Origin of the sequence: Pseudoalteromonas rubra (genome assembly GCF_005886805.2) — a bacterium.
Classification (GTDB): Bacteria; Pseudomonadota; Gammaproteobacteria; order Enterobacterales; family Alteromonadaceae; genus Pseudoalteromonas; species Pseudoalteromonas rubra_D.
The window spans coordinates 4,462,803-4,483,390 of sequence record NZ_CP045429.1; the positions used below are offsets into that span (position 1 = coordinate 4,462,803).

12 protein-coding genes are annotated in these 20,588 nt (G+C 50.6%); 9 read left to right on the forward strand and 3 right to left on the reverse strand.

Annotation, left to right across the window (positions count from 1 at the left end):
* Positions 1–174: 174 nt before the first annotated feature.
* A complete protein-coding gene (locus CWC22_RS19095; protein WP_138538066.1) occupies positions 175–1,029 on the reverse strand; it encodes a D-hexose-6-phosphate mutarotase in 855 nt (284 codons plus the stop codon).
* A 106-nt stretch (positions 1,030–1,135) separates the two neighbouring features.
* Positions 1,136–3,094, reverse strand: a complete 1,959-nt coding sequence (locus tag CWC22_RS19100; RefSeq protein ID WP_125561015.1) for a methyl-accepting chemotaxis protein — start codon at positions 3,092–3,094, stop codon at positions 1,136–1,138.
* 239 nt (positions 3,095–3,333) lie between these two features.
* Here CWC22_RS19100 and CWC22_RS19105 point away from each other — a divergent pair, with 239 nt between their 5' ends.
* Entirely contained in the window at positions 3,334–4,605 is a 1,272-nt protein-coding gene (locus CWC22_RS19105; protein WP_138538067.1) for a carbohydrate porin, read from the forward strand.
* A gap of 204 nt (positions 4,606–4,809) precedes the next feature.
* Positions 4,810–5,205 (forward strand): YbaN family protein, encoded by a 396-nt coding sequence (locus CWC22_RS19110; protein ID WP_010384960.1) that lies wholly within the window; start codon positions 4,810–4,812, stop codon positions 5,203–5,205.
* Between the two features lie 31 nt (positions 5,206–5,236).
* Here CWC22_RS19110 and lspA read toward each other — a convergent pair whose 3' ends face one another.
* A complete protein-coding gene (gene lspA / locus CWC22_RS19115) occupies positions 5,237–5,740 on the reverse strand; it encodes a signal peptidase II (RefSeq protein WP_138538068.1) in 504 nt (167 codons plus the stop codon).
* Positions 5,741–5,938: 198 nt separating this feature from the next.
* On the opposite strand from lspA, the gene CWC22_RS19120 reads away from it, so the two are divergent.
* The 7 genes from CWC22_RS19120 to CWC22_RS19150 all read left to right on the forward strand — a co-directional run bounded on the left by CWC22_RS19120 (position 5,939) and on the right by CWC22_RS19150 (position 20,371).
* Entirely contained in the window at positions 5,939–6,700 is a 762-nt protein-coding gene (locus CWC22_RS19120) for a substrate-binding periplasmic protein (RefSeq protein ID WP_138538069.1), read from the forward strand.
* Positions 6,701–6,966: 266 nt separating this feature from the next.
* Positions 6,967–8,280 carry a CDC27 family protein gene (locus tag CWC22_RS19125; RefSeq protein WP_138538070.1) on the forward strand — a complete coding sequence of 438 codons (1,314 nt, stop codon included), beginning with the start codon at positions 6,967–6,969 and terminating at the stop codon, positions 8,278–8,280.
* Positions 8,270–9,535, forward strand: coding sequence for a FecR domain-containing protein (locus CWC22_RS19130; protein ID WP_138538071.1), 1,266 nt, complete (start codon positions 8,270–8,272; stop codon positions 9,533–9,535). Before CWC22_RS19125 ends, CWC22_RS19130 begins: the two co-directional genes overlap by 11 nt.
* A gap of 12 nt (positions 9,536–9,547) precedes the next feature.
* Positions 9,548–15,625 carry an Ig-like domain-containing protein gene (locus tag CWC22_RS19135; protein WP_138538072.1) on the forward strand — a complete coding sequence of 2,026 codons (6,078 nt, stop codon included), beginning with the start codon at positions 9,548–9,550 and terminating at the stop codon, positions 15,623–15,625.
* Positions 15,626–15,658: 33 nt separating this feature from the next.
* Positions 15,659–16,477: an MBL fold metallo-hydrolase gene (locus tag CWC22_RS19140; protein WP_138538073.1), complete on the forward strand. Its 819-nt coding sequence runs from the start codon at positions 15,659–15,661 to the stop codon at positions 16,475–16,477.
* The gene (locus tag CWC22_RS19145; RefSeq protein ID WP_138538074.1) at positions 16,474–18,702 is read left to right on the forward strand and encodes a CHASE2 domain-containing protein; all 2,229 of its coding nucleotides are present in this window, start codon (positions 16,474–16,476) and stop codon (positions 18,700–18,702) included. The genes CWC22_RS19140 and CWC22_RS19145 overlap by 4 nt, the downstream gene beginning before the upstream one ends.
* Before the next feature lie 10 nt (positions 18,703–18,712).
* Positions 18,713–20,371 carry an HD domain-containing phosphohydrolase gene (locus CWC22_RS19150; RefSeq protein ID WP_138538075.1) on the forward strand — a complete coding sequence of 553 codons (1,659 nt, stop codon included), beginning with the start codon at positions 18,713–18,715 and terminating at the stop codon, positions 20,369–20,371.
* Positions 20,372–20,588 lie beyond the last annotated feature (217 nt).

Below are 20,588 nucleotides of genomic sequence, written 5' to 3' on the forward strand. Positions count from 1 at the left end.
TACCCAGGCAAACATGGCTTGGTATAAAGCTACGAGTGGGCACACTTCCATATGGAAGGCACCCAGTTACCAAAGTGAATGATGCCAGGATCTTTAAAACGGCTCATTTCACCTTGCGCAAAGGCCGCGCTAAAGCACGACTTTGCACGATAGCTGCAAAGCGTTGCTTCGGTCTTACTGAATCCAACTGATTTTGGTGGTTAGGGTGTGGGATTCACCCGGGGCCAGTGTCACTGCATCATCCATCACATTGGCCGCTTCCAGACACAGCATAGTGTGGTATTCATCGTCGCGGAAGTTACTCAGACGTTTGGACTTTTCTATCCAGGGGTTCCATAACACACAAGAACTTGAGTGTTCGCGGCCTACTTCAATTTTGCCATCTGGCGTTTCAATGATTTGTACTTCGGATGCCTGGGTGTAAACCATGTCGGTTTCGCGGCCGAAGGTGACCACTTCGTTCTGAACAAATGGGCCTTCACCAAACTCAATATAGTTTGCCCCTTGCAACCCATCCACACGGGTTTGGGTTATTGCTGGCGTTGGAAAATAGGTGTGCAGCGCCTGTGTCAGGGTAAACGTTTCACTGCCAGTATTGGTGTTGCAGAGTTTAACTTCAAGCCGGTCACTAAGTACAAACTCGACAGTCAAACTGGACTCATAAGGCCAGAAAGTACGGTCAATAGAGACCATAGGCAAAGACAACACAATGCGAATTGCAGCATCGTCTTCTTCAACACGCTCTGCACGCCAAACCTGCTTACGCGCAAACCCATGCGCAGGCCAGTCTGGATTAGCATGCACGCCAAACCAAGGCCAACAAATGGGAATGCCACCACGAATAGATTGGCCCTCCAGGTAGGTTTCATCCTGGGATACCCATAACAGGTTTTTCTGACCTGTTGGAATGAACTCGGTGATCTGTGCACCTTGAAGATAAATTTTAGCCTGACACTGAGGTCCGTTAACGTCAAAATACTCCAGGCCGGACTCGGTACGTGCCAATTTTACTGAGGCAGAAAGTTCCATATAACACCTATTTTTAAACTAAACTGGCACTACCTTACCTAAATTGCCCGGGCGGTGTAAGAGGTACCCATCGAATATGAGTGATCTTCATCACATCCCTCGCTTATTACACCTTAAACTGGCCCACCAGGCGGGTCAGTTGTTCAGATAATCGCTGCATTTTATCGCCATTTTCGCTGGTGTTATTGGCCACATCGCTGACACTGTCGGCCGCATTTTTTATTTCAATCACATTACGGTTAATGTCTTCTGCAACGTGCTGCTGCTCCTCAGCTGCGGTGGCGATTTGTGTATTTAGATCACTGATGGTTTGAATCGACTGGGTGATTTCGCTGAACTGGCTTTGCGCAGAGTCGGTCAGCTCTACCGTTTTATCTGTGCGGGTCAAACTGCTGCGCATATCCAGCGACACCCCTTCTGTCATTTTTCTCAACTTGTCGAGCTGTGAGGCAATTTCTTCGGTTGATTCTGAGGTGCGTTGAGACAAAGCCCGGACTTCGTCGGCAACCACCGCAAACCCCCGACCATGCTCGCCGGCCCGGGCAGCCTCAATGGCTGCATTCAATGCCAGTAGGTTAGTTTGTTCAGCAATCCCACGGATCACACTGAGAATTGACATGATATTTTCACTTTCACTATCCAGCTGATTAATATCTGACGTTGCCCGCTTAATCACATCTGACAGCGCAACCACACTGTCTACTGCCTCCGACATCACCGACTGACCCAGCTCTGAAGCCTGCTGAGTTTGGGTGGCCAGCTCTGCGGCATTCGCACAACTGGATGCCACTTCGTTGGCCGTTGCCGCCATCTGATTAATGGCCGTTGCAGCCATTTCAAGGGCTTGTTGTTGCTGCGCAGTTGAACTGGTTAGTTCCTCCGACTCTGAGGCCGTAGCGCCGGCCGTTTGATTGAGCTGCTGAGCGCACGTATTAATATCTGTCACCAGCTGGGCAATCAAATTAAGAAAGCTGTTGAAGCTATCCGCCAATTTGCCGGTTTCATCTTTGCTGTCGACCTCCAAACGTTGCGTCAGATCGCCACCTCCCTGGGAGATGACGGTCAAGCCATCACTAACTTCCACAATCGGGCCAGATAACACATTCGCGATATAGTTAGCCAGTACCACAAACAAAGCCACCAGCACCACACTCAGGATCACCAGAGTCCAGGTCATGGCATTGGCCGCTGCCATCACTTCACTTTGTTCCACAAATGCAATGAACTTCCAGCCCAGCTTCTTCGACGTGTAGATACTGGCGAAGTAATCAGTATCATCAATCTGAATTTCATACAGCCCGGACTGATTACTGGCAAGGGTTTTATACAGACCGTTTTCGACCTGTTTAACATCTTTGAATCGATAATCGCTATGTTTGGCATCGACCAGAATTTTACCCGTGTCTTCCACTAGCATCAGATAGCCCGTTTCACCCAGTTTGACCTCCCGAATGATCTTAGTCAGGCCCTGCAATGAGACATCCATGCCCGTGACACCAATCTCCCGACCATTGGATCTGACGGAGCGCACGGTTGAAACAATCGCCATATCATCCGGTGCCCAATAATAAGCATCGGTCATTGCAGTTTGGCCATTGGCCGCTTGCCCGCTGCGATACCAGGGTCTGGGACGAGGATCATAGTTTGCACTCACTTCACCCTGAGGCCATTGAATATAACCACCTTCAGTGTTACCAAAGTAGATATAAGCAATCCCCGGATGGGTATCTCCAAAGCGCTCAAACAAATCATAAACGGCCTGCTCTGTCTCGCTGCCAGCACGGGAGTTAAGCGCAGTCGCGGTACTATTACCGGTATAAACCTGCACGTCGCTTTGTGCCCGGGTGAGCTTGGGATTGGTAGCCAGGAACTCGACATTCTTCGCAATTTCATCGAAGAACATACCTATTCCATTATCGACCTGAAGGGCTTCCCGACCACTCATCTCCACGAACTTATCGAGCGCCAGTTGCCGTGTCTGGGACACAATCAGCACAGCGATAATTAAAATAGGCGAGACGATGGCAACGATAAAAGCCAGTCTGAGCTTTTGCGAAATAGTCATAGAGTGGATTCCTCACGGGATGGGTTGGCTGTGCCAACACACTAAAACGCACATACCATAGCGTTGCTGATCAAATTAACGTTACTGCTCAAAAATATAGTTTATAGTTGCGCAACTATCCAAAGGATCAGGGAAAATTCCTGGTGTTCATAGCGGATTTCTTGGAACATAAGAGTGAATGGTCTAGGCTATTGAGAGATAAATTATTCTCACTAACTCAACCATACGGGTATTCTCCCATGCTAAAACGCTCTCGACTCATGACGGCTCTTTGCGGCGCTATGATGTTGTCTTCTGGTCCCGCCATTGCCAGCGAAGATGAACTGGCACAGTTAAAGAAGCAACTTGAACTGCTGCAGCAAAAAGTGCATAAAATGGAACGCGAACAGGCACGCGAAAAAGCACAGGCCAAAGCCGATAAAAAAGCGCGCCAGGCCGACCCTGCCAAGCCCAGTATCAAAGTGGGCGGTGCTGTGCGGACTAACCTCAGCCACACGTCGTATGACGACGATAACAAAAACCGCGGCGGCGATTTTGACTTCGATATTTTTCGGCTTAACTTTTCCGGCAATGTGGGCGGTTTTGGCCTCAATGCCGAGATCCGCTTTTTCGACTACATGACCGCCGTTAAGTATGCCTATTTACATTATGACTTTGCCAAAGACTGGCAGGCACAGCTGGGTATGACCAAAGTGCCTTTTGGTAACTGGCCTTACAACTCACATAATTACTTTTTTAACACCACTTACTACGTGGGGTTAGAAGACGATCACGATATGGGCGTGTTGTTTAAACGCAAAATTGCCGACAACTGGCAGCTGGATCTGGGTTTTTTCAAAAATGATGAGCTGGGCGGTGTCGATGGTTATGTAGAAGACCGCAGCGATCGCTACTCATACGACATAGTTGGCTTTCGCAAAACCGGCGATGGCATCTATGATGATCCAACCCAGCCGCTGGGCGAATACAACACCTTTGCCGGCCGCTATGCCTATCATTTCAAGCATAAAGGCGGTACCACCGAGCTGGGCGTCTCTGGTTTAAGTGGTGGCCTGCACGACGGGACCGAAAGAGCCGGTGATTACATGGCCTGGGCTATCCACTTCAACGGCAACTATGGCCCCTGGAACCTGCAATTGCAGCACGGTGAGTACGAATACAATGTCGATACACCTGCCACACGTATGGCCGTCGGCGCCTATGCATTTTTTGATTCTATTGCTGCCGAGGCAACGATGAGCAATGCCAATATCGCATACAGCTTACCGGTACAATTTGGCCCAATCACGGGGCTGCAATTCTACAATGACTACGGCATTATCTACGATAAATCGGACGACAGCGAAGACACCTGGATGAACGTCACCGGTGTTTCTCTCTCTGCGGGTGCGTTCTTTAGCTACATAGATTATGTGCTTGCCAAAAACCAACCCTTCGTGGGTGGTTCCATTGCGGGTAACAGCGATGAAACTGAGCGCCGCTTTAACATAAACATAGGCTACTACTTCTAAGTGCCACCAGCAGCGGCGTTTCGGCCGCTGCTTAACGCTTCATAGTGCATAGATATCACACACCAACTCATCACCAACTTGGGTAAATATTACACACAGCGCGAAAATATTACAGCGACTATTCGTCTGTTTGTTTTTAGCTATAATGAACAGAGTAAGTCACACCGATGATCAACACACGGGATAATACCGGGAAGGACTGCGATGAAAAAACACGCACAAAAACTATTTAACCGTTGCTTCTGGTTACACCTTGCCGGGATCTTATGTGTGGCGCTGGGTTTTATTGGCATGGCGCTGCCCGTGATGCCAACCACGATTTTTTTTATTCTGGCACTGGCTTGCTTTACCCGCTCTAACCCCAAATTAGCCAACTGGCTGCTGGCTCATCCCAAATTTGGTCCCACCCTGGCTGCCTGGCAATCCCATCAAGTTGTGCCAGTCAAAGGCAAATGGGGCGCGGGTTTAGGGATGCTATTTGGCTTTGTGATCTTATGCATGACCACCGCGCCCTGGTTTGTACTGGTCGGCGTCGCGTTAACCGAGCTGATGGTCATGGCCTATCTGCTCAGCAAACCATCCGAGTTGCCCGCCAGCTAACATTTACCACTTTGACGGTGTATGTTTGGCTTCAGGTTTTCTGCGCAGCAACGTTTTGATTGTGGGTCGTACAGAGTATCAACATCACGGCACCGCACATAATTGCTACGTCAGCAATATTAAACACCCCCGTTCGCAATTCACCGATCCCCAGATTGAGAAAGTCGATCACCGCACCATTGTTAAGCACCCGATCAATCAGGTTACTCACACCGCCAGACAACACCAAAGACAAGCCAGTGATCTGGTTACGATTCAAGTCCTCACTTTTCAATGTGTATAGTAAAATCGCCACCAACAGCAAACCAATCACACCAATAAACAACACACTGCGCAATGGCGCTGGTAATTCACTGCCTAAACTCAAAAACACACCGCTATTTTCCCGGTAGCCAAGGCGCACCAGGTCATGCCAGTAGCTGGCCATCTGCCAGCCATTTAAGTAGTCACTTGCAAACCACTTACTGAGCTGATCCAGGCACATACCTGCACCCGCTATCACAGATATCCAGTATACACGTTGTTTAATTGTCATACGTTGTTGTCTTTATTCGTTGGCAGTATGCCACTATAAAACGCGCATTGTGACACCGGCATGACAGGTTGGATGAAATATACATTGTTTAGCAGATACCATACAGAAGATTACAATTGCCCCATGACATTCGCTCCATGCTGCCAATTGAGGCGATTTCAACTACACTCAGAACAGTGAGAAAATAAGGGGGCTGGTGTGCGCAATTTCGTGCTAATGGCGTTTGTCTGGTGCCTGACATGTGCCTCTCCATTGCTAGCAAAACCCATTCTGCTGGGCAGTCATAGCGTATGGCCACCTTATGTACAGGACGATGATCGTGGTCTTAGCTATGATATCGTTGCCGCAGCCTTTGCTCGCAGTGGCGAAACCTTTGCGCTTGAAGTCGCGCCATTTAGCCGGGCAATGCGCCTGGCACAGAGCGGGAAAGTCGATGTGATCCCGGCACTTTGGTATACTCAGGCACGTGCACAGCAATTTTTCTTTAGCACCGCGTATTTGCACAATGAACTCATTTTTATCTCACTCGCCGCTCACGCCCTGCCTTTTTCTGGATTAAGATCTCTCAATGGCAAACGCGTGTGTATGATCCGTGGCTTTGCTTATCAAAACTTGGTTCGTGGGTATCCCGCTATCGGCGTGATCAGCCAGCTACATTTAAGCGAATGTCTGCAACAGCTGGCCCGGGGCCGGGTCGATGGTGTAATTGCTGATCGGTTTGCCGCGGCCTATGTAATCACCCACCATTTTCAGCAAGAGATATTCACCGTACACACTCAGGTCATCGCATCATGGCCACTTCATATTGGAATCCTCAAAACACATCCCCGATCCCGTAAGCTTATCGGCCTGTTCAATCAGGGCCTCAGCGACATCATCCAGGATGGCACCTATCAGCATCTGCTCTCGCAATATCCACAGATCGGCCAAGAGCAAGGTATTAATCCTATCTCACATTAATCACAAACATGTCTTGTACCCGTAACTTAGAGTGAATTATTGAAAGCACTGTCTATAATTTAATCACACTCTCTTGGTCCGTTGACTTAAAACTGATAGAGATTAACCTGTTAGGTCGTTATCAGTGACACCCTGGCGTGTTAGCGGTGTACGTATCAGTTCGCCGTTTTAAACGCTCCGGCATGGCATGCCCGGGTATGAAATAATGCTTACAAACAAAGTTGACTGGCAGTACCAGAGAATAATCGAACCTTGGGTGATCTGTTATGCAGCTATTACTTCATCGCGCGTTTATTCCGGTCGTTTTGCTGGTTGGACTGCACACTAGTGCAGCGCTGGCCGCACCGACACCGCTCACACAACTCCAATCAACACTCGAGCAGGGACAATTTGAACAGGCTTATGCATTAGCGCAAGCACAATTCGAGACTGCCGCTGGCGATCCTGCCTTTGATTTTATGTACGCCAGAGCCGCACTCGAAACGGGTCATTATAATGAGGCTGTGTTTGCCCTTGAGCGGGTGCTCGCCGCCAAACCTAATCATCAACCCAGCTTGTACCTGCTAGGCCTGACCTACAACAAGCAAAAGAATTACCCGCAAGCTGCCAGTACACTCAGCTCGCTACTGAATACGCCACTCAGTGATGAGTTTAGACAACAGGTAACGCGTGCGCTGGATGCCATTGAAGACAACCTTGCCAGCCTGAAACAGGAATTGAAGCACCGGATTTCATTGGCGCTGGGCCACGACAGCAACGTCAACAGTGGTACCACAGATGACCGCATAGTGATTGGCGGCCTGCCCATTTTGCTCGATGAAACTAGCCGCGAAGCGTCGGATTCCTTCACCCGTGCCAGTTATCGTTTTGATGGCCGTTGGCAACAAACTCAACATCAGGCATGGCGAGCCAATCTTCAGGTATCAGATCAACGGCACCAGGACAGCGATGAATTCGACCGAACTCAGCTCAGCGCTAACCTCAGCTACATTCAGGATATTGCGGCCTTTCAGCTGCATCTTGGTACCCAGCTGGGTGTTATGTCACTGGACTCTGCGACCTATCAGCAAGATGCAGGCGTGTTTGGTGCGCTGAGATACGCCATCAATGAACACTGGGCAGCGACCGTCAATATAAGCGCGTTTAATTTGAACAATGTCCGAGACAGTGCTCTTGACAGTCGCTTATATACTTCTGGCTTGGCCCTCAGCCGGGCAACCCGAAACTGGCTATTACGCCTGAGTGCGGGATATACCTGGCAACCAGCGCGAAACCCTGAAGGCGAGCATTATGCCCGTGACTACAGCCATTTTAGTGCCTCGATGGTGTATCGGTTCAATGATGCACATCGCCTAAATGCCAAAGTGCAATACCGGGATATTGAACACAGAGCAGCGCACCCTTTCTTTTTACAAGTGCGAGACGAAACACTGCATATTGCACACCTGGTCTGGCAATACCAGATAACACCAGCCTGGAGTCTGGAAACTAAGCTGGCTTACTACGACAAAGACAGCTCACTGCAACTGTACAGTTATGATCGTACTGAATGGTCCTTAGGAGTACATTATGATTTCTAATTTTCGCACCCGCTGGCAGCCACTCAGACACAGCACGCACCTGACTCTACTGTTATCCGGCTTGTTCTTTGCAACCGTCAGTCAGGCTGCCCCGGCGGGCAAAACCCTGATGTCCCGTGGCCAAGTAGTGGCAACAGCCAGTGACAGCGCCGAACAGCGCGCACTAAAACGTCGCAGCCCGGTTTTTGATGTCGATGTGGTTAATACCGGACAACAAAGCAATGCCCAGCTGCGTATGCAAGATGGTGCTTTAATCGCCTTAAAAGAAAACACCCAACTGATCATCAATGAATATAGCGGTTCCTCTGAAGAGGATGGCTCTGTTGTGATGGAATTAGTGACGGGCGGACTGCGCACCATTACAGGCAAAATAAAGGGCAACAAAGACAATTATCAGCTCCGCACCCCAGTCGGCAGTATCGGGATCCGAGGCACGCATTATGAAGTTGAATGGCAAGGAGATGCTCTACTGCTGGCCGTGTGGGATGGCACCATTGAAGTCAGCGTCAACGAGGAGCCGTTGCTGCTCGGGCAAGAAGGTAACTTTTCCTTTGCCAGTGTCAGCCAAAGCGGTGAAGTAACGCCCCTACTTGCACCACCATCACAACTGACCCGGCTCACGCCAACCAGCCGGGGCGCTGCCAGCGGTAACGATCCAGATGAGCAAAACGATGACAGTAACACTGAGGATACCAGCGCTGAGCTAGATGACTCTCCTGCTGAGGCAACAACACTGACTATTGCGCAAACCCCGGTAGCCACCCCTCCTGCGGCTCAGGAGGCCTTTGAAGCCGCCTTGCCCGATGTCGGTCGGGATATCTCTGATAACGGCTTTATTACGGAAGAGAGCCTCGACACCGTCGGGATCGAGCCCCTTGAAGATCTACTTGCCGAGCGCACCGGGACGGCCCTATACACCACGCTTGAACGCACCGAGTTTAACTCTACTGCTGGCGCAGTCAGCAACATCCAAATGCAGATCAATGTCGACTTCGACAATGGCACAGTGCCGCAAGGCGTGCTGTCGTTTAACGACCAACAAGGCGAATGGTTTGCCGCCTTTAATGGCCTGATCGACGCCAGTGGCATGACGCTGGGCGTCAACTTTGCCTCGCATGGGCAAAATCTGGCTGAAGGCACTATCGAAACCCAGTTCAGCGACGAGCTAAATAAGCTGCGTGGCAATTTTAATTTGAACGAAATTGATGAGCCGAGTGTTACCGCTTCTGGCTTGTTTATTTTGAGTCAACCTTAAGGGGGATGGGGGATGAAGCGCTCGCAATTACACCAACTGGGCATTCTGACACTGTTTTGTACCGGGCTTTTAACGGGTTGCTCAGGCGATGGTGACGACACAACAAACACAACACCCAACCAAAATACGACCACTGAACCACCTGACCAGGATAACGGTGCCGAACAGCCAGATACACCATCAGGCCAGGTCAGTTTGATCCCTTTTGACTATCAGCCCAAGTTCGCAAACCGTACCCTCGCCGCGCGCCAGGTGGTCAACACACAGTTTGTAAACGGAACGGGCAACGTCCTGTTCCCCGATACACAGCGTACCTACCGGGGTAACCTAACCGTCTCGCTGGATGCTATCACCGATCCGGAAGGCGTAAGCCGGGTATTGCTCGGCTTTGACAATGCAGAGCAGGCACAGGTTTTATGCGATGGCAATTGCAGCGATCCATTCGCGTTTACCGAAACGGGTATTAACCCGGCTAATTTTGCGCAGCAACCAGGTAGCCTGCAATTACAGGTCTGGGTAGAAGACAACGGCGGCAATCTGACCACAATAGCCACCCAACAAATTACCTGGTTACCACGTAGTATCGCGTTTAACAGCACGCCACGCAGTGACGGGAGCGCGGCACTGGACTGGCAGCCACTGCCCAGTTTTTTGCGCTATAACGCCTATCTGGCCGAATCACCCATTGATGATGTGCGCAACATCACCACATTACCAGGTGGCCAGCGAGTCATCGCTTTAACCGACTCTACGCACACCTTCAGTGGATTAGATCCACAAAAACACTATTACACCCGCATCACTGGCATTGACGGCAGCGGTGAAAGTGCCTTCAGCGAGTCGCGCATGCTAGCAGCCTCCAACCTGATCACCCCTGTTGCCGTTGCTGACAGCTTTAGTGGTGTTCAGTTTGCGTCACTCTCAGGCAATCTGCTGAGCAACGACAATGCCAATGGCCTGGAACCGCTGACACTGGTCACCACAGCGGTTCGCGATCCACAAAACGGTACGCTGACTCTATTTGCCGACGGCCGTTTTACTTATGAACCCCGAGAGAGCTTCTTTGGCACCGATGGATTTCGCTATCGTATCGTCAATAGCCAGGGCGTCACTGCTGAGGCCGAAGTCACCTTATTAATTGAGCGCGTTAATCAGGATCCGATCGCCTTTGACAATCACTATGCGCTGACACAAAACAGCGAGCTCACTGTCAGTGGCGCCGGGCTGCTGGTAAATGACATAGACTTCGATGGCGATGCACTCACTGTGAACACCTCCCCCGTCACCGATGTACAAAATGGCACCCTGACACTCAATGCTGATGGAAGCTTTAACTATCAACCCAACTCTGATTTTATCGGCACAGACAGCTTTGAATACCGGGTGGAAGATGGCAATGGTGGCTCAAACACAGCCACTATCACACTGCTTATAGAGACCGAAGTCAGTAATTTTCCGCCCGTCGCAGTCAATGACAGTTATCAGACTAACGAGGATGAACAGCTGTTTGTCGACCTCCCTGGCGTGCTGGAAAATGACAGTGATGCCGATGAAGATACGCTGACCTTATCGATAATAGAGCAACCCTTAATGGGCACACTAGAGCTCAGTGACACAGGGAGTTTCCGCTATACCCCGCAACAAAATAGCTATGGCCAAGACTATTTCGTCTATCAAATTGATGATGGCGCAGCCAGTGTGCAGGCTTTTGTGGTGATTGAAGTCAGCGAAGTCAATGACGCGCCTTTGGCCAACGATGACAGTGTTGAAGTCGCACAAGGGCAACCAGTCAGCATTTCGGTGGCAGCCAATGACCAGGATATTGATGGCAGTCTGAACCCAACCAGCCTGATGCTGATTGAAGGGCCCAGTCATGGTGATGTGAGCCTGAATGCAAACCGCACCCAGTTCATTTATCAGAGTGAACCGAGCTACCGGGGTAGCGACAGTTTTACCTACCAAATTCAAGATGACAGAGGGGCAACGTCCAATGTGGCTCATGTCTTTATCGAAGTCACAGGCAACAACCAGCCACCGATTGCTGTGAATGATAGCGCCACTACGACCCAAGATGTAGCGGTTGCCATAGATGTACTGGCCAACGACAGCGACAGTGACGGCAGCCTGAATTACAACAGCCTCACAGTGGTCAGCGCCCCAACTAACGGCAGCGTGACATTGGATACTGTGGAGCTGAGCGGATTTATCTATAGCCCGCAAAGCGGCTTCTCAGGCAGTGATTCTTTTACTTATCAGGTACAAGATAATGAAGACGGTCTTTCCAACACTGCAACCGTCACCATTACGGTTGAACCACTTAATCAGCCACCGGTTGCCGTGAATGACAGCGCCACAACGACCCAAGAGGTAGCGGTTGCCATAGACGTACTGGCCAACGACAGCGACAGTGACGGCAGCCTGAATTACAACAGCCTCACAGTGGTCAGCGCCCCGACTAACGGCAGCGTGACATTGGATACCGTAGAGCTGAGCGGATTTATCTATACCCCGCAAAGCGGCTTCTCAGGCAGTGATTCTTTTACGTATCAAGTGCAAGACAATGAAGGGGGTCTTTCCAATACTGCAACCGTCACCATTACGGTTGAACGGCTCAATCAGCCACCGGTTGCGGTGAATGACAGCGCCTCTGTCGAAGTCGCCCAGTCTGTCACTATCACAGTGTTGGACAATGACAGTGATGCCGATGGCACACTGCAAGCCGGCACCGTTGAGATAGTACAAAGTGCGCAAATGGGCACCACAGAAGTAAGCAGCAGCGGGGAGATCACCTATTTTCATACCGGCACGTCGGAGGGAGAGGACAGCTTCACCTATCAAGTGCAAGACAACCAGGGAGCAGTCTCCAACACTGCCACCGTGACCATTACTATCACAGCGCCGAATACAACCCCGGTGGCAGTCGATGACAGTGCACAAGTCGATAAAAATGAGGCGGTGGCTATCTCCGTCCTGAACAATGATCAGGCCAAAGGACGTGATCTACTGGTCAATAGCGTAATGGTTGTGATTGAACCGTCCCACGGCAGTGTCTCGATAGATTCAACCTCTGGCATAGCCCTTTACGTTCCCCAGTTTAACTTCGTCGGCAGTGATAGTTTTGGTTACGCGATGAGCAACGACCTGGCCGAAATCTCCAACGTCGCGACGGTTACCATCACCGTAAACGACAAAAACTACCCACCCACTGTAGAGCCCGGTTCAGCGGAGATTGAAACGGATATCAGCAATGGAACGCAGGTGCTGCAGATCAGTGCCTCCGATCCAGATGGCGACTCTCTCACCTATCAGTTGTCGGGTAACAATGCGGGGCTTTTCTCAGTCGATACAGATGGTAAAGTCACCGTTGCCGATGCCGAGCTGCTGGCTAGCAATGGAGAGCAAACCTATACCCTGACCGTCACAGTCTGTGACTCTGGTACACCTCAGCTATGTGCAGAAAGCGAGATCACTATCTCCGTCACACAAGCAGCACCGAGCTATATTGCCACTAAGCGAAGTACATTTGGTAATGACGGCAGCTTAACGGTGGCGCTCAATGCCAGCCTGGAATTCCACAACCCCGGCGAAACCATTCTGCTTAGCGATGGCAAACTGATCAGCGTCGGCGCTGTTGGCCATTTCAATGACGCCGCCAGCCGCAATATTCACCGTGCTTACGTCAGCAAGCAACTCAGTGATGGCCGCCCTGATAATAGCTTTGCGGAGGCAGGCAACTTCCAAAGTAGCTTCGGCATCGAGATTGAGAGCATTCCACAGGATGTCTGGGCAAAAGTAGCGGCTGTTGATGAACAGGGGCGTATTTATGTGGCAGGTTACGTCAATTTCTTAAGCTCACAACAACTACTCTTATTCCGTCTGCTCGGCGATGGATCATTGGATACCAGCTATGCCAACAACAATGGCTATATGATCTTACCTTTAGGCAGCAACGTGTTTGTTACCCCCGTTGCTATTGCGCTGGAAGACAATGAAACCCTCACCGTTGTGAGTAATATCAGAGCCACCAGCACCGCAACAACAGGTACAGTGACGCTGTCCAGGATCACAGCTCAGGGCGAGGTCACCACAACCCAATCGCTGGCAGAAACGCCCACCAAGAATGCACGAGGTATGGTCACTTTGCCTTCTGGAGACTATCTGGTGTACGGCGAGATTACGTCGACCGAAACGGGTGAGGATGTGATGTTAATGCGCCTCACACAAAGCACGCTGGCTCCGGATAGCAGCTTCCAGAGCAACGGTCTGCTACAAATCAATATCACCACAGTGCCCGAAGGCGCAGACGGCACCAAGTTCAATGACACTGCCCGTCATGTGCAGATTAAAGACAGTAATACCCTATTGGTTACCGGGCTGACAACACTGGACGAATTTGGCGAAGAACGCTCTGCGTACTTACTGCAATTGAGCATGGATGGCGTGCTGGACACGGCCTTTGCTGGCACAGGTAAACGCGTCTATCTGCTCAGTGAACTCCCCACAGACTCAGACAATGATATCTCTGGTTATGCTGCAACCGGCATAGGGATCGCAGCGGATAGCGATACTTACTATCTGGCCATTCAGCGCAGTTTCTTTAGTAGTGATCAGGCAGTTCAGGTAATCAAGGTTGGCCTCAATGGTGATGTAGATACCAACTGGCTCCCTGGCAGCAATGGCTACAGCCTGTATCATGGTACCGGGCTCAAGATATTCGATTTCCTGGAAACCCAGGGTGGGTTGTTATTCAGTGGTCAGAAATTCAATCATCTGGGTAACAACTACCTATCAGAGCTCTGGCTTGGTGAAATAACCACAGCAGCCGAACTGAACCCGAACTTTGGCTCTTTTGGTCAACGTACTGTCAGTGTCGGCCGTCGAGACGAATCCTTTGTCGCCGGACAAGTATCGACCTTTAGCGCCTCCTTAGGACATCTATTGCTCGGAGGCCAGGCAGCAACCTGGCAAACCACACCACAAACCGTGCCGTACGTACTGAAACTCGATAGTGTGGGCCAACGGACGAATACCTTTGCCAATCTGGGCTTGGTATCCACTGTGCCCGCTACAACTTTAGGACCTATGTCCAGCGCCACCGTGGGTGCCATTAAGGAAAACAGCACAGGCGACGTTTTACTTAGTGCCTCTGGCAACGTCTCGGTATCAGCGGGGGATGAGCAAGCCATGGCAACACTGAATAAGTTCAGTAACTTAGGAGCTCTGGATAGCGGCTTTGCCAACAACGGTGTGCTGAGCTTGCTCGCCAGCGAGTATCAAGCAGAGTCTACCGCATTAGAGCTAACTCAGTTAACAACGCTGCCGAGTGGGAATATTCTGGCCCTGGGTCAGGCAACAGCCAGTTGTTATGTGCACAGTATAGCCTTTGTCATCCCCAGCTCTGGTAGCTTACCTGCTCACTTTGATTACCCCATTCCGAGTGGTTACAGTTGCAGCCCCAATGCACATAAAGTATCTATGATCCATACTGTAGGAAGTAGCCTGGTCGGCGTTGGCCAAAGTCAACCGGGGCCGACGGCACCTCAACTGCTGCTGGCCAAAGCCAATGAAGCAGGCGTCCCCGATACCAGCTTCGGCACAAACGGCCTGGCGTTACTCGATATCGGCCTGAGTGTGGGTGACGACATCACCATAAGGGGCTCAGTGGTGGATGCCAGCCAGGGCTTTATCGTCTTTGGCCATGCAGGCACTAAGAACTTTATCGTTCGGGTGACCAGTACCGGCGCACTGGATACCAGCTTTGCGACTGGAGGGGTACTGATGTTTGAACAAATATCCGGTGAAGCTGTGCTGATCAACCAGGCCTGGATCGAAAGCAACGGTAAATTATTGTTGTTCGCCCAGGCAAGCAGCTCTAAATCCCTGTATGTCGGTCAGCTATTACTGAGTGAATCACCGGGAAGTTGGGATACCAGTTTTGATGAAGATGGCACACAGCTATTCAGTAGCGCAGTCAGCGGTGAGCTGAAAACCGTCATACAGCATAACAGCAGTACGGAGTTTACCTTTGTCCTGCAACAGTCTTCTCCCGCAAGGGTGAGTTTACAAGCCGGCCAGGTCGTTCAACAGTGACGCATTAAGTAATCAGTCACCAAAGGGTTAGGTATGAAAATAAAGTTTTATGGTGTGCGGGGGTCCACCCCCACACCGGGGCCAACAACCGTCCACTACGGCGGTAACACAGTGTGTGTAACCCTTGAAAGCGATGCTGGTAAGCGTATGATCCTGGATGCGGGGACCGGGCTTAGAATACTAGGCCAGGAGGTGATGCATACCCGCCAACCTTTTTACATCTTACTGAGCCACAACCACTGGGACCATATTCAGGGTTTTCCGTTTTTCATTCCCGCGTACATTGCAAAACGCCAGATCACCATTGTACCGGGTGTCACAGAAGAGTATGCTCCTGACGCCATTTTAAAGCAAATGCAGGGGAGCTATTTTCCCGTGCCACATAACACCTTAGCTGCCGATATTCAGGTAACGCCACAAGTGAAGGACCACTGGCAGTATGAAGACTTTGACATTCGCCGCTGCGCAATGAACCACCCGGGTGGTGGCAGTGCCTACCGAATTGCTGCAGACGGTATCGAGGTGGTCTACGCCACTGACAATGAGCTGAACCCGCCGGGTCTGCCTGTCACCTCATTTCAACAGTGGGTTGATTTTGTTAAAGACGCAGACTACCTGATCCACGATGGCCAGTTTGTACCGGATGATTATCCGCTTAAGCACGGCTGGGGCCACTCACTGATCAAAGATGCGCTGCTCCTGGCCGAACAAGGGGCTGTGAAGCACCTTGTGCTGATCAGCCATGATCCGGACCGCAGCGATTCAGCGCTGGATCAGATAGCCGCAGACATTCAGCGCCAGAACCGGCCTTTCAAAACCATTCTGGCTCGCGAGGGACTAACACTGCCATGAGCCTCCCGCGATTATGGCGTAAATACTATCAGCAATGGCTCTGTGGCCTCTGCCTTATCATCCTATTTATCGCCTTACAATTGCTCACACTATCCCCGGCCTCGCCCTATGGCGACGCCTTAAAGCGCCTTGAAGGGCTAGGTTACGACCTGCGTTTGAAATCGACTCTGTCTTTGCACTCGCGCTCTTTCTTACCTATTGTGATTGTCGATATCGATGAACCCAGTCTCAAACAAGTCGGTCGCTTCCCGTGGAGCCGCCATGTGATGGCACGATTACAATCTCAGCTGGCTGATGCGGGCGTAGCCGTCATTGCCTACGACATCTTATTTTCAGAACCGGAACTGAACCCGGCGCGGCAAGTGCTCAGCCACCTTGATGAGCAAACCACTGCCAATGTCTCTCATACGTTACATGCTCTGGCCCCAACCATAGATGCCGACAAAGCCTTTGCCAGCCGCTTACAAGAAACGGACACTGTACTTGGCCTGTTGTTCGAGCATCAGCCTGACATTCTCGTTGGCACGTTACCAGAGACCATTTTTTTCAGCGCCATTCCTGCTGCTGCGTTGCCCGTTCCCAATTTCGCCGGGCATGTTGCCAATGTCTCCGAATTACAACAAAACAGCCCGGGAAGTGGCTTTATTAACAGTGCCCCAGACAGCGATGGCTTTATTCGTAACTCGATGCTGCTGGCCAAGCATCAGGGTCAGCTCTATCCTGCATTAGCACTGGAAGCCGCGCGACTCTACACCATGGCCGAGCAAGTCGAGGTAGTCACTAAACCCTTTGGTACCGGGCACAGCGTTGAGGGAATACGCCTGGGTACAGCACTTATTCCAACAGACGACTATGGCCGGGTCAATGTCCCTTACCGAGGCCCCGCCTTCAGCTTTCCGTATGTCTCCGCCGCCGATGTCCTGAACGGCCAGATAGACCCCGCACTGTTCGATCAGGCCATTATCTTTGTCGGTACGTCCGCGGTTGGTCATGCCGATCTAAGAACGACGCCTGTGGGTGTCCAGTATCCCGGAGTTGAAGTCCACGCTAACGTACTAGAGGGCTTGGTTTTTCCAGAGCTATTACCGAGCAGACCCAACTGGATGGATGGGGCGGTGATCATGCTATTGCTGTTACTGGGCCTCCTGTGCGTCTTTATTTTACCCCGCCTCGAAGTATTGGGCATTGCAGTCTTTACCCTCTGTGTGAGCGGATTATTTATCACACTGAGTGCTTATTTATGGGTCAAGCTCCGACTGGATTTACCTCAAGTGGCAGTGCTGGCTATGTTGATTAGCCAGGCCATGATCCTGGGCAGCCTGGGGTTTGTCAGGGAGCACAAAGAGCGACTTCAGATAAAATCAATTTTCGATCAATATGTCCCGCCTGCCCATATTCAGGCGATGTTAGACAACCCGGACAGTGTGTCTATGGAAGGGGAAAAACGTGATATCACCGTGTTGTTTGCTGATATTCGCTCCTTTACCACTATCTCTGAATCCCTGGATGCAGGTCGGCTCAAGTCTTATCTCAATCAGTATTTCTCGCCCATTACACGGATCATCTTCGAGCACCAGGGCACCATAGACAAATATGTGGGCGACATGGTGATGGCGTTTTGGAATGCTCCCTTGCCTGTTGAGGCGCACCCTGAACTGGCGGTGCGCTGTGCCATGGCGATGCAAGATCAGGTTGATGCGCTGCAAGAACCTATGCGCCAACAATCGTTGCCCCCGTTTAAAATTGGTATTGGGCTCAATACCGGCGATATGAATGTGGGAGATATGGGGTCCGAATATCGTCGCGCCTACACGGTACTTGGCGATGCCGTGAATTTGGGCTCCCGGCTTGAAGGTCTGACGAAATACTATGGTGTGGGCATTCTTATCAATGAAACGACGTATGCACAATGCTCAGGCCTGGTATGCCGCCCAATTGACAAAGTTAAAGTCAAAGGCAAAAACCAGGCCGTCACGGTATATGAACCGATTTGCAGTCATGAGGCGTTAACCCCAGCCATACGCGAAGAACTGGACGCCCATGAACAAGCCTGGTCACTTTATTTATCACAACAATGGCAGCAGGCTCAGGCAGCATTTACTAAACTTAAAGAACGCTCACCAGAGCGAAAAATCTATACGCTACTTAGTGAGCGGATCTTGGTCTTACAGGCTAACCCGCCCGGTGAGCAGTGGGATGGCAGCTACACCCATACATCGAAATAGCAGGTGAGTTATGGAACAGCATATTCGAAACATTGCAAATAAGTTTGAGCAGGCAGGCTCACAGGTCGCGCTGCAACATCTACTCAAATTGGCCATTGAGCTGGCATCGGAGCACGATACAAGTCGACTCCTGGAAAACATCCTGCTTTCGGCGATGGAACTCAGTGCAACTGATGGCGGTACCATATATTCCGTCACGGAAGACATGCAACTGCAATTTGCCACACTGATCAATGGGCCTTTGGATCTACACATGGGCGGTACCTCCAATCAGCCAATCCCCTTTCCTCCGATCCCTATCTATCTGGACAATGGACAATGTAACGAAAGTGCCTTAGTCGCGCTGGCTGCGGCAAAGCGGGAAATGATCAAAATAGACGACGTATACGAATGCCAGGAATACGATCTATCCGCAGCACGAGCGATGGATGCAAAAACGGGCTATCACACGCAATCCGTGCTCACCATTCCATTACTTAATCATGAGCAAGAGCTTAACGGAGTGCTGCAACTGATCAACCCGCACAGCAAGGGTGAGATAGTCCCTTTTTCTAAACAGCAAACCGACATGATTTGTTCCATTGGTGCGCTAGCCGCTGTGGCATTGACCAACCGTCAGCTTATCGATGGCATGGAAACCTTGTTTCAGGCATTTACCCGCCTGATTGCAAAAGCCATAGACGAAAAATCGCCTTACACCGGGGGGCACTGTCGACGCGTGCCAGAACTCACCATGATGATTGCCGAAGCAGTACATGACGCCACATCAGGTCCCATGGCCGATTTCTCCATGACGGAAGCCGATCGGGCCGAGCTGTCATTAGCAGGTTGGCTGCATGATTGTGGGAAAATCGCCATTCCTGAATATGTCATGGATAAAGCCACCAAACTTGAATCGGTAAACGACAGAATCGCGCTGGTAGATACCAAAATTGAACTGGCAAAGCGCGACCTTGAACTCGACTATACAAAACGTATTTTCCGTTTTGAGCGGGATGGTGACCACGCTCAGGTCAATTACCTTAGAGTGGAGTTAGAGGAAAAACTCACCCAATTGGAGCAAGATCGCCAATTTTTACGACATGCCAATATCGGTGGAGAATTCATGCGCGACGAAGATCAGCAACGCGTAAAAGACATTGCCGAACAAGCGTCAGTGCGGATAGGCTCAGAAATACAACCCCTATTAACTGAGAACGAAGTCTATAATCTGAGCATTGCACGCGGCACGTTAACTGCCGAGGAACGTAGTATCATCAATCGCCATATGGACATCACACTGGAAATGCTTGAAGCGCTCCCCTTCCCAAAACACTTGCGCCGTGTGCCTGAATTTGCCGGCGGTCATCATGAAAAGATGGACGGCACTGGATACCCTAGAGGGCTATCACGTGAGCAAATGTCGATCCCCGCCAGGATCATGGCCATTGCCGATATTTTTGAAGCGCTCACGGCGGCAGATCGCCCCTATAAAGATGCGAAAAAGCTCAGTGAATGTTTGTTCATCATGGGGAAAATGAAACTAGGCGATCACATTGACCCAGACTTATTTGACGTCTTTGTTGATTCGAAAGTCTATTTGAAATATGCGCATCAGTTCCTAAAACCTGACCAAATTGATGAAGTGACGCACGAGCAGATCCCCGGCTATGGGAAAAAACAGGGCTGAAAAACAAAAACCAATATTGGTGGGTATTGGCAACTAGCTGTGACGACATGTTGTTTAACAGCCCCATATTTAATGGTGACATTGTTATCGTTGTTATTATTTAATTTGGAATACGATCTTCCTTTTACAGCAAGCAACACCTGTTAATGCTATTGATGAATCTAACCAGCAATACAACGGCAGTAGGACCGCTGCATCACTGGCAATCACTCCTTGA

What these genes read in the sequence shown, in the direction of transcription:
- CWC22_RS19105 (WP_138538067.1), top strand. Translation starts at nt 3,334, where the DNA reads ATGCTAAAACGCTCTCGACTCATGACGGCTCTTTGCGGCGCTATGATG.
- CWC22_RS19100 (WP_125561015.1), bottom strand. Translation starts at nt 3,094, where the DNA reads ATGACTATTTCGCAAAAGCTCAGACTGGCTTTTATCGTTGCCATCGTC.
- CWC22_RS19150 (WP_138538075.1), top strand. Translation starts at nt 18,713, where the DNA reads ATGGAACAGCATATTCGAAACATTGCAAATAAGTTTGAGCAGGCAGGC.
- lspA (WP_138538068.1), bottom strand. Translation starts at nt 5,740, where the DNA reads ATGACAATTAAACAACGTGTATACTGGATATCTGTGATAGCGGGTGCA.
- CWC22_RS19130 (WP_138538071.1), top strand. Translation starts at nt 8,270, where the DNA reads ATGATTTCTAATTTTCGCACCCGCTGGCAGCCACTCAGACACAGCACG.
- CWC22_RS19125 (WP_138538070.1), top strand. Translation starts at nt 6,967, where the DNA reads ATGCAGCTATTACTTCATCGCGCGTTTATTCCGGTCGTTTTGCTGGTT.
- CWC22_RS19095 (WP_138538066.1), bottom strand. Translation starts at nt 1,029, where the DNA reads ATGGAACTTTCTGCCTCAGTAAAATTGGCACGTACCGAGTCCGGCCTG.
- CWC22_RS19110 (WP_010384960.1), top strand. Translation starts at nt 4,810, where the DNA reads ATGAAAAAACACGCACAAAAACTATTTAACCGTTGCTTCTGGTTACAC.
- CWC22_RS19135 (WP_138538072.1), top strand. Translation starts at nt 9,548, where the DNA reads ATGAAGCGCTCGCAATTACACCAACTGGGCATTCTGACACTGTTTTGT.
- CWC22_RS19145 (WP_138538074.1), top strand. Translation starts at nt 16,474, where the DNA reads ATGAGCCTCCCGCGATTATGGCGTAAATACTATCAGCAATGGCTCTGT.
- CWC22_RS19140 (WP_138538073.1), top strand. Translation starts at nt 15,659, where the DNA reads ATGAAAATAAAGTTTTATGGTGTGCGGGGGTCCACCCCCACACCGGGG.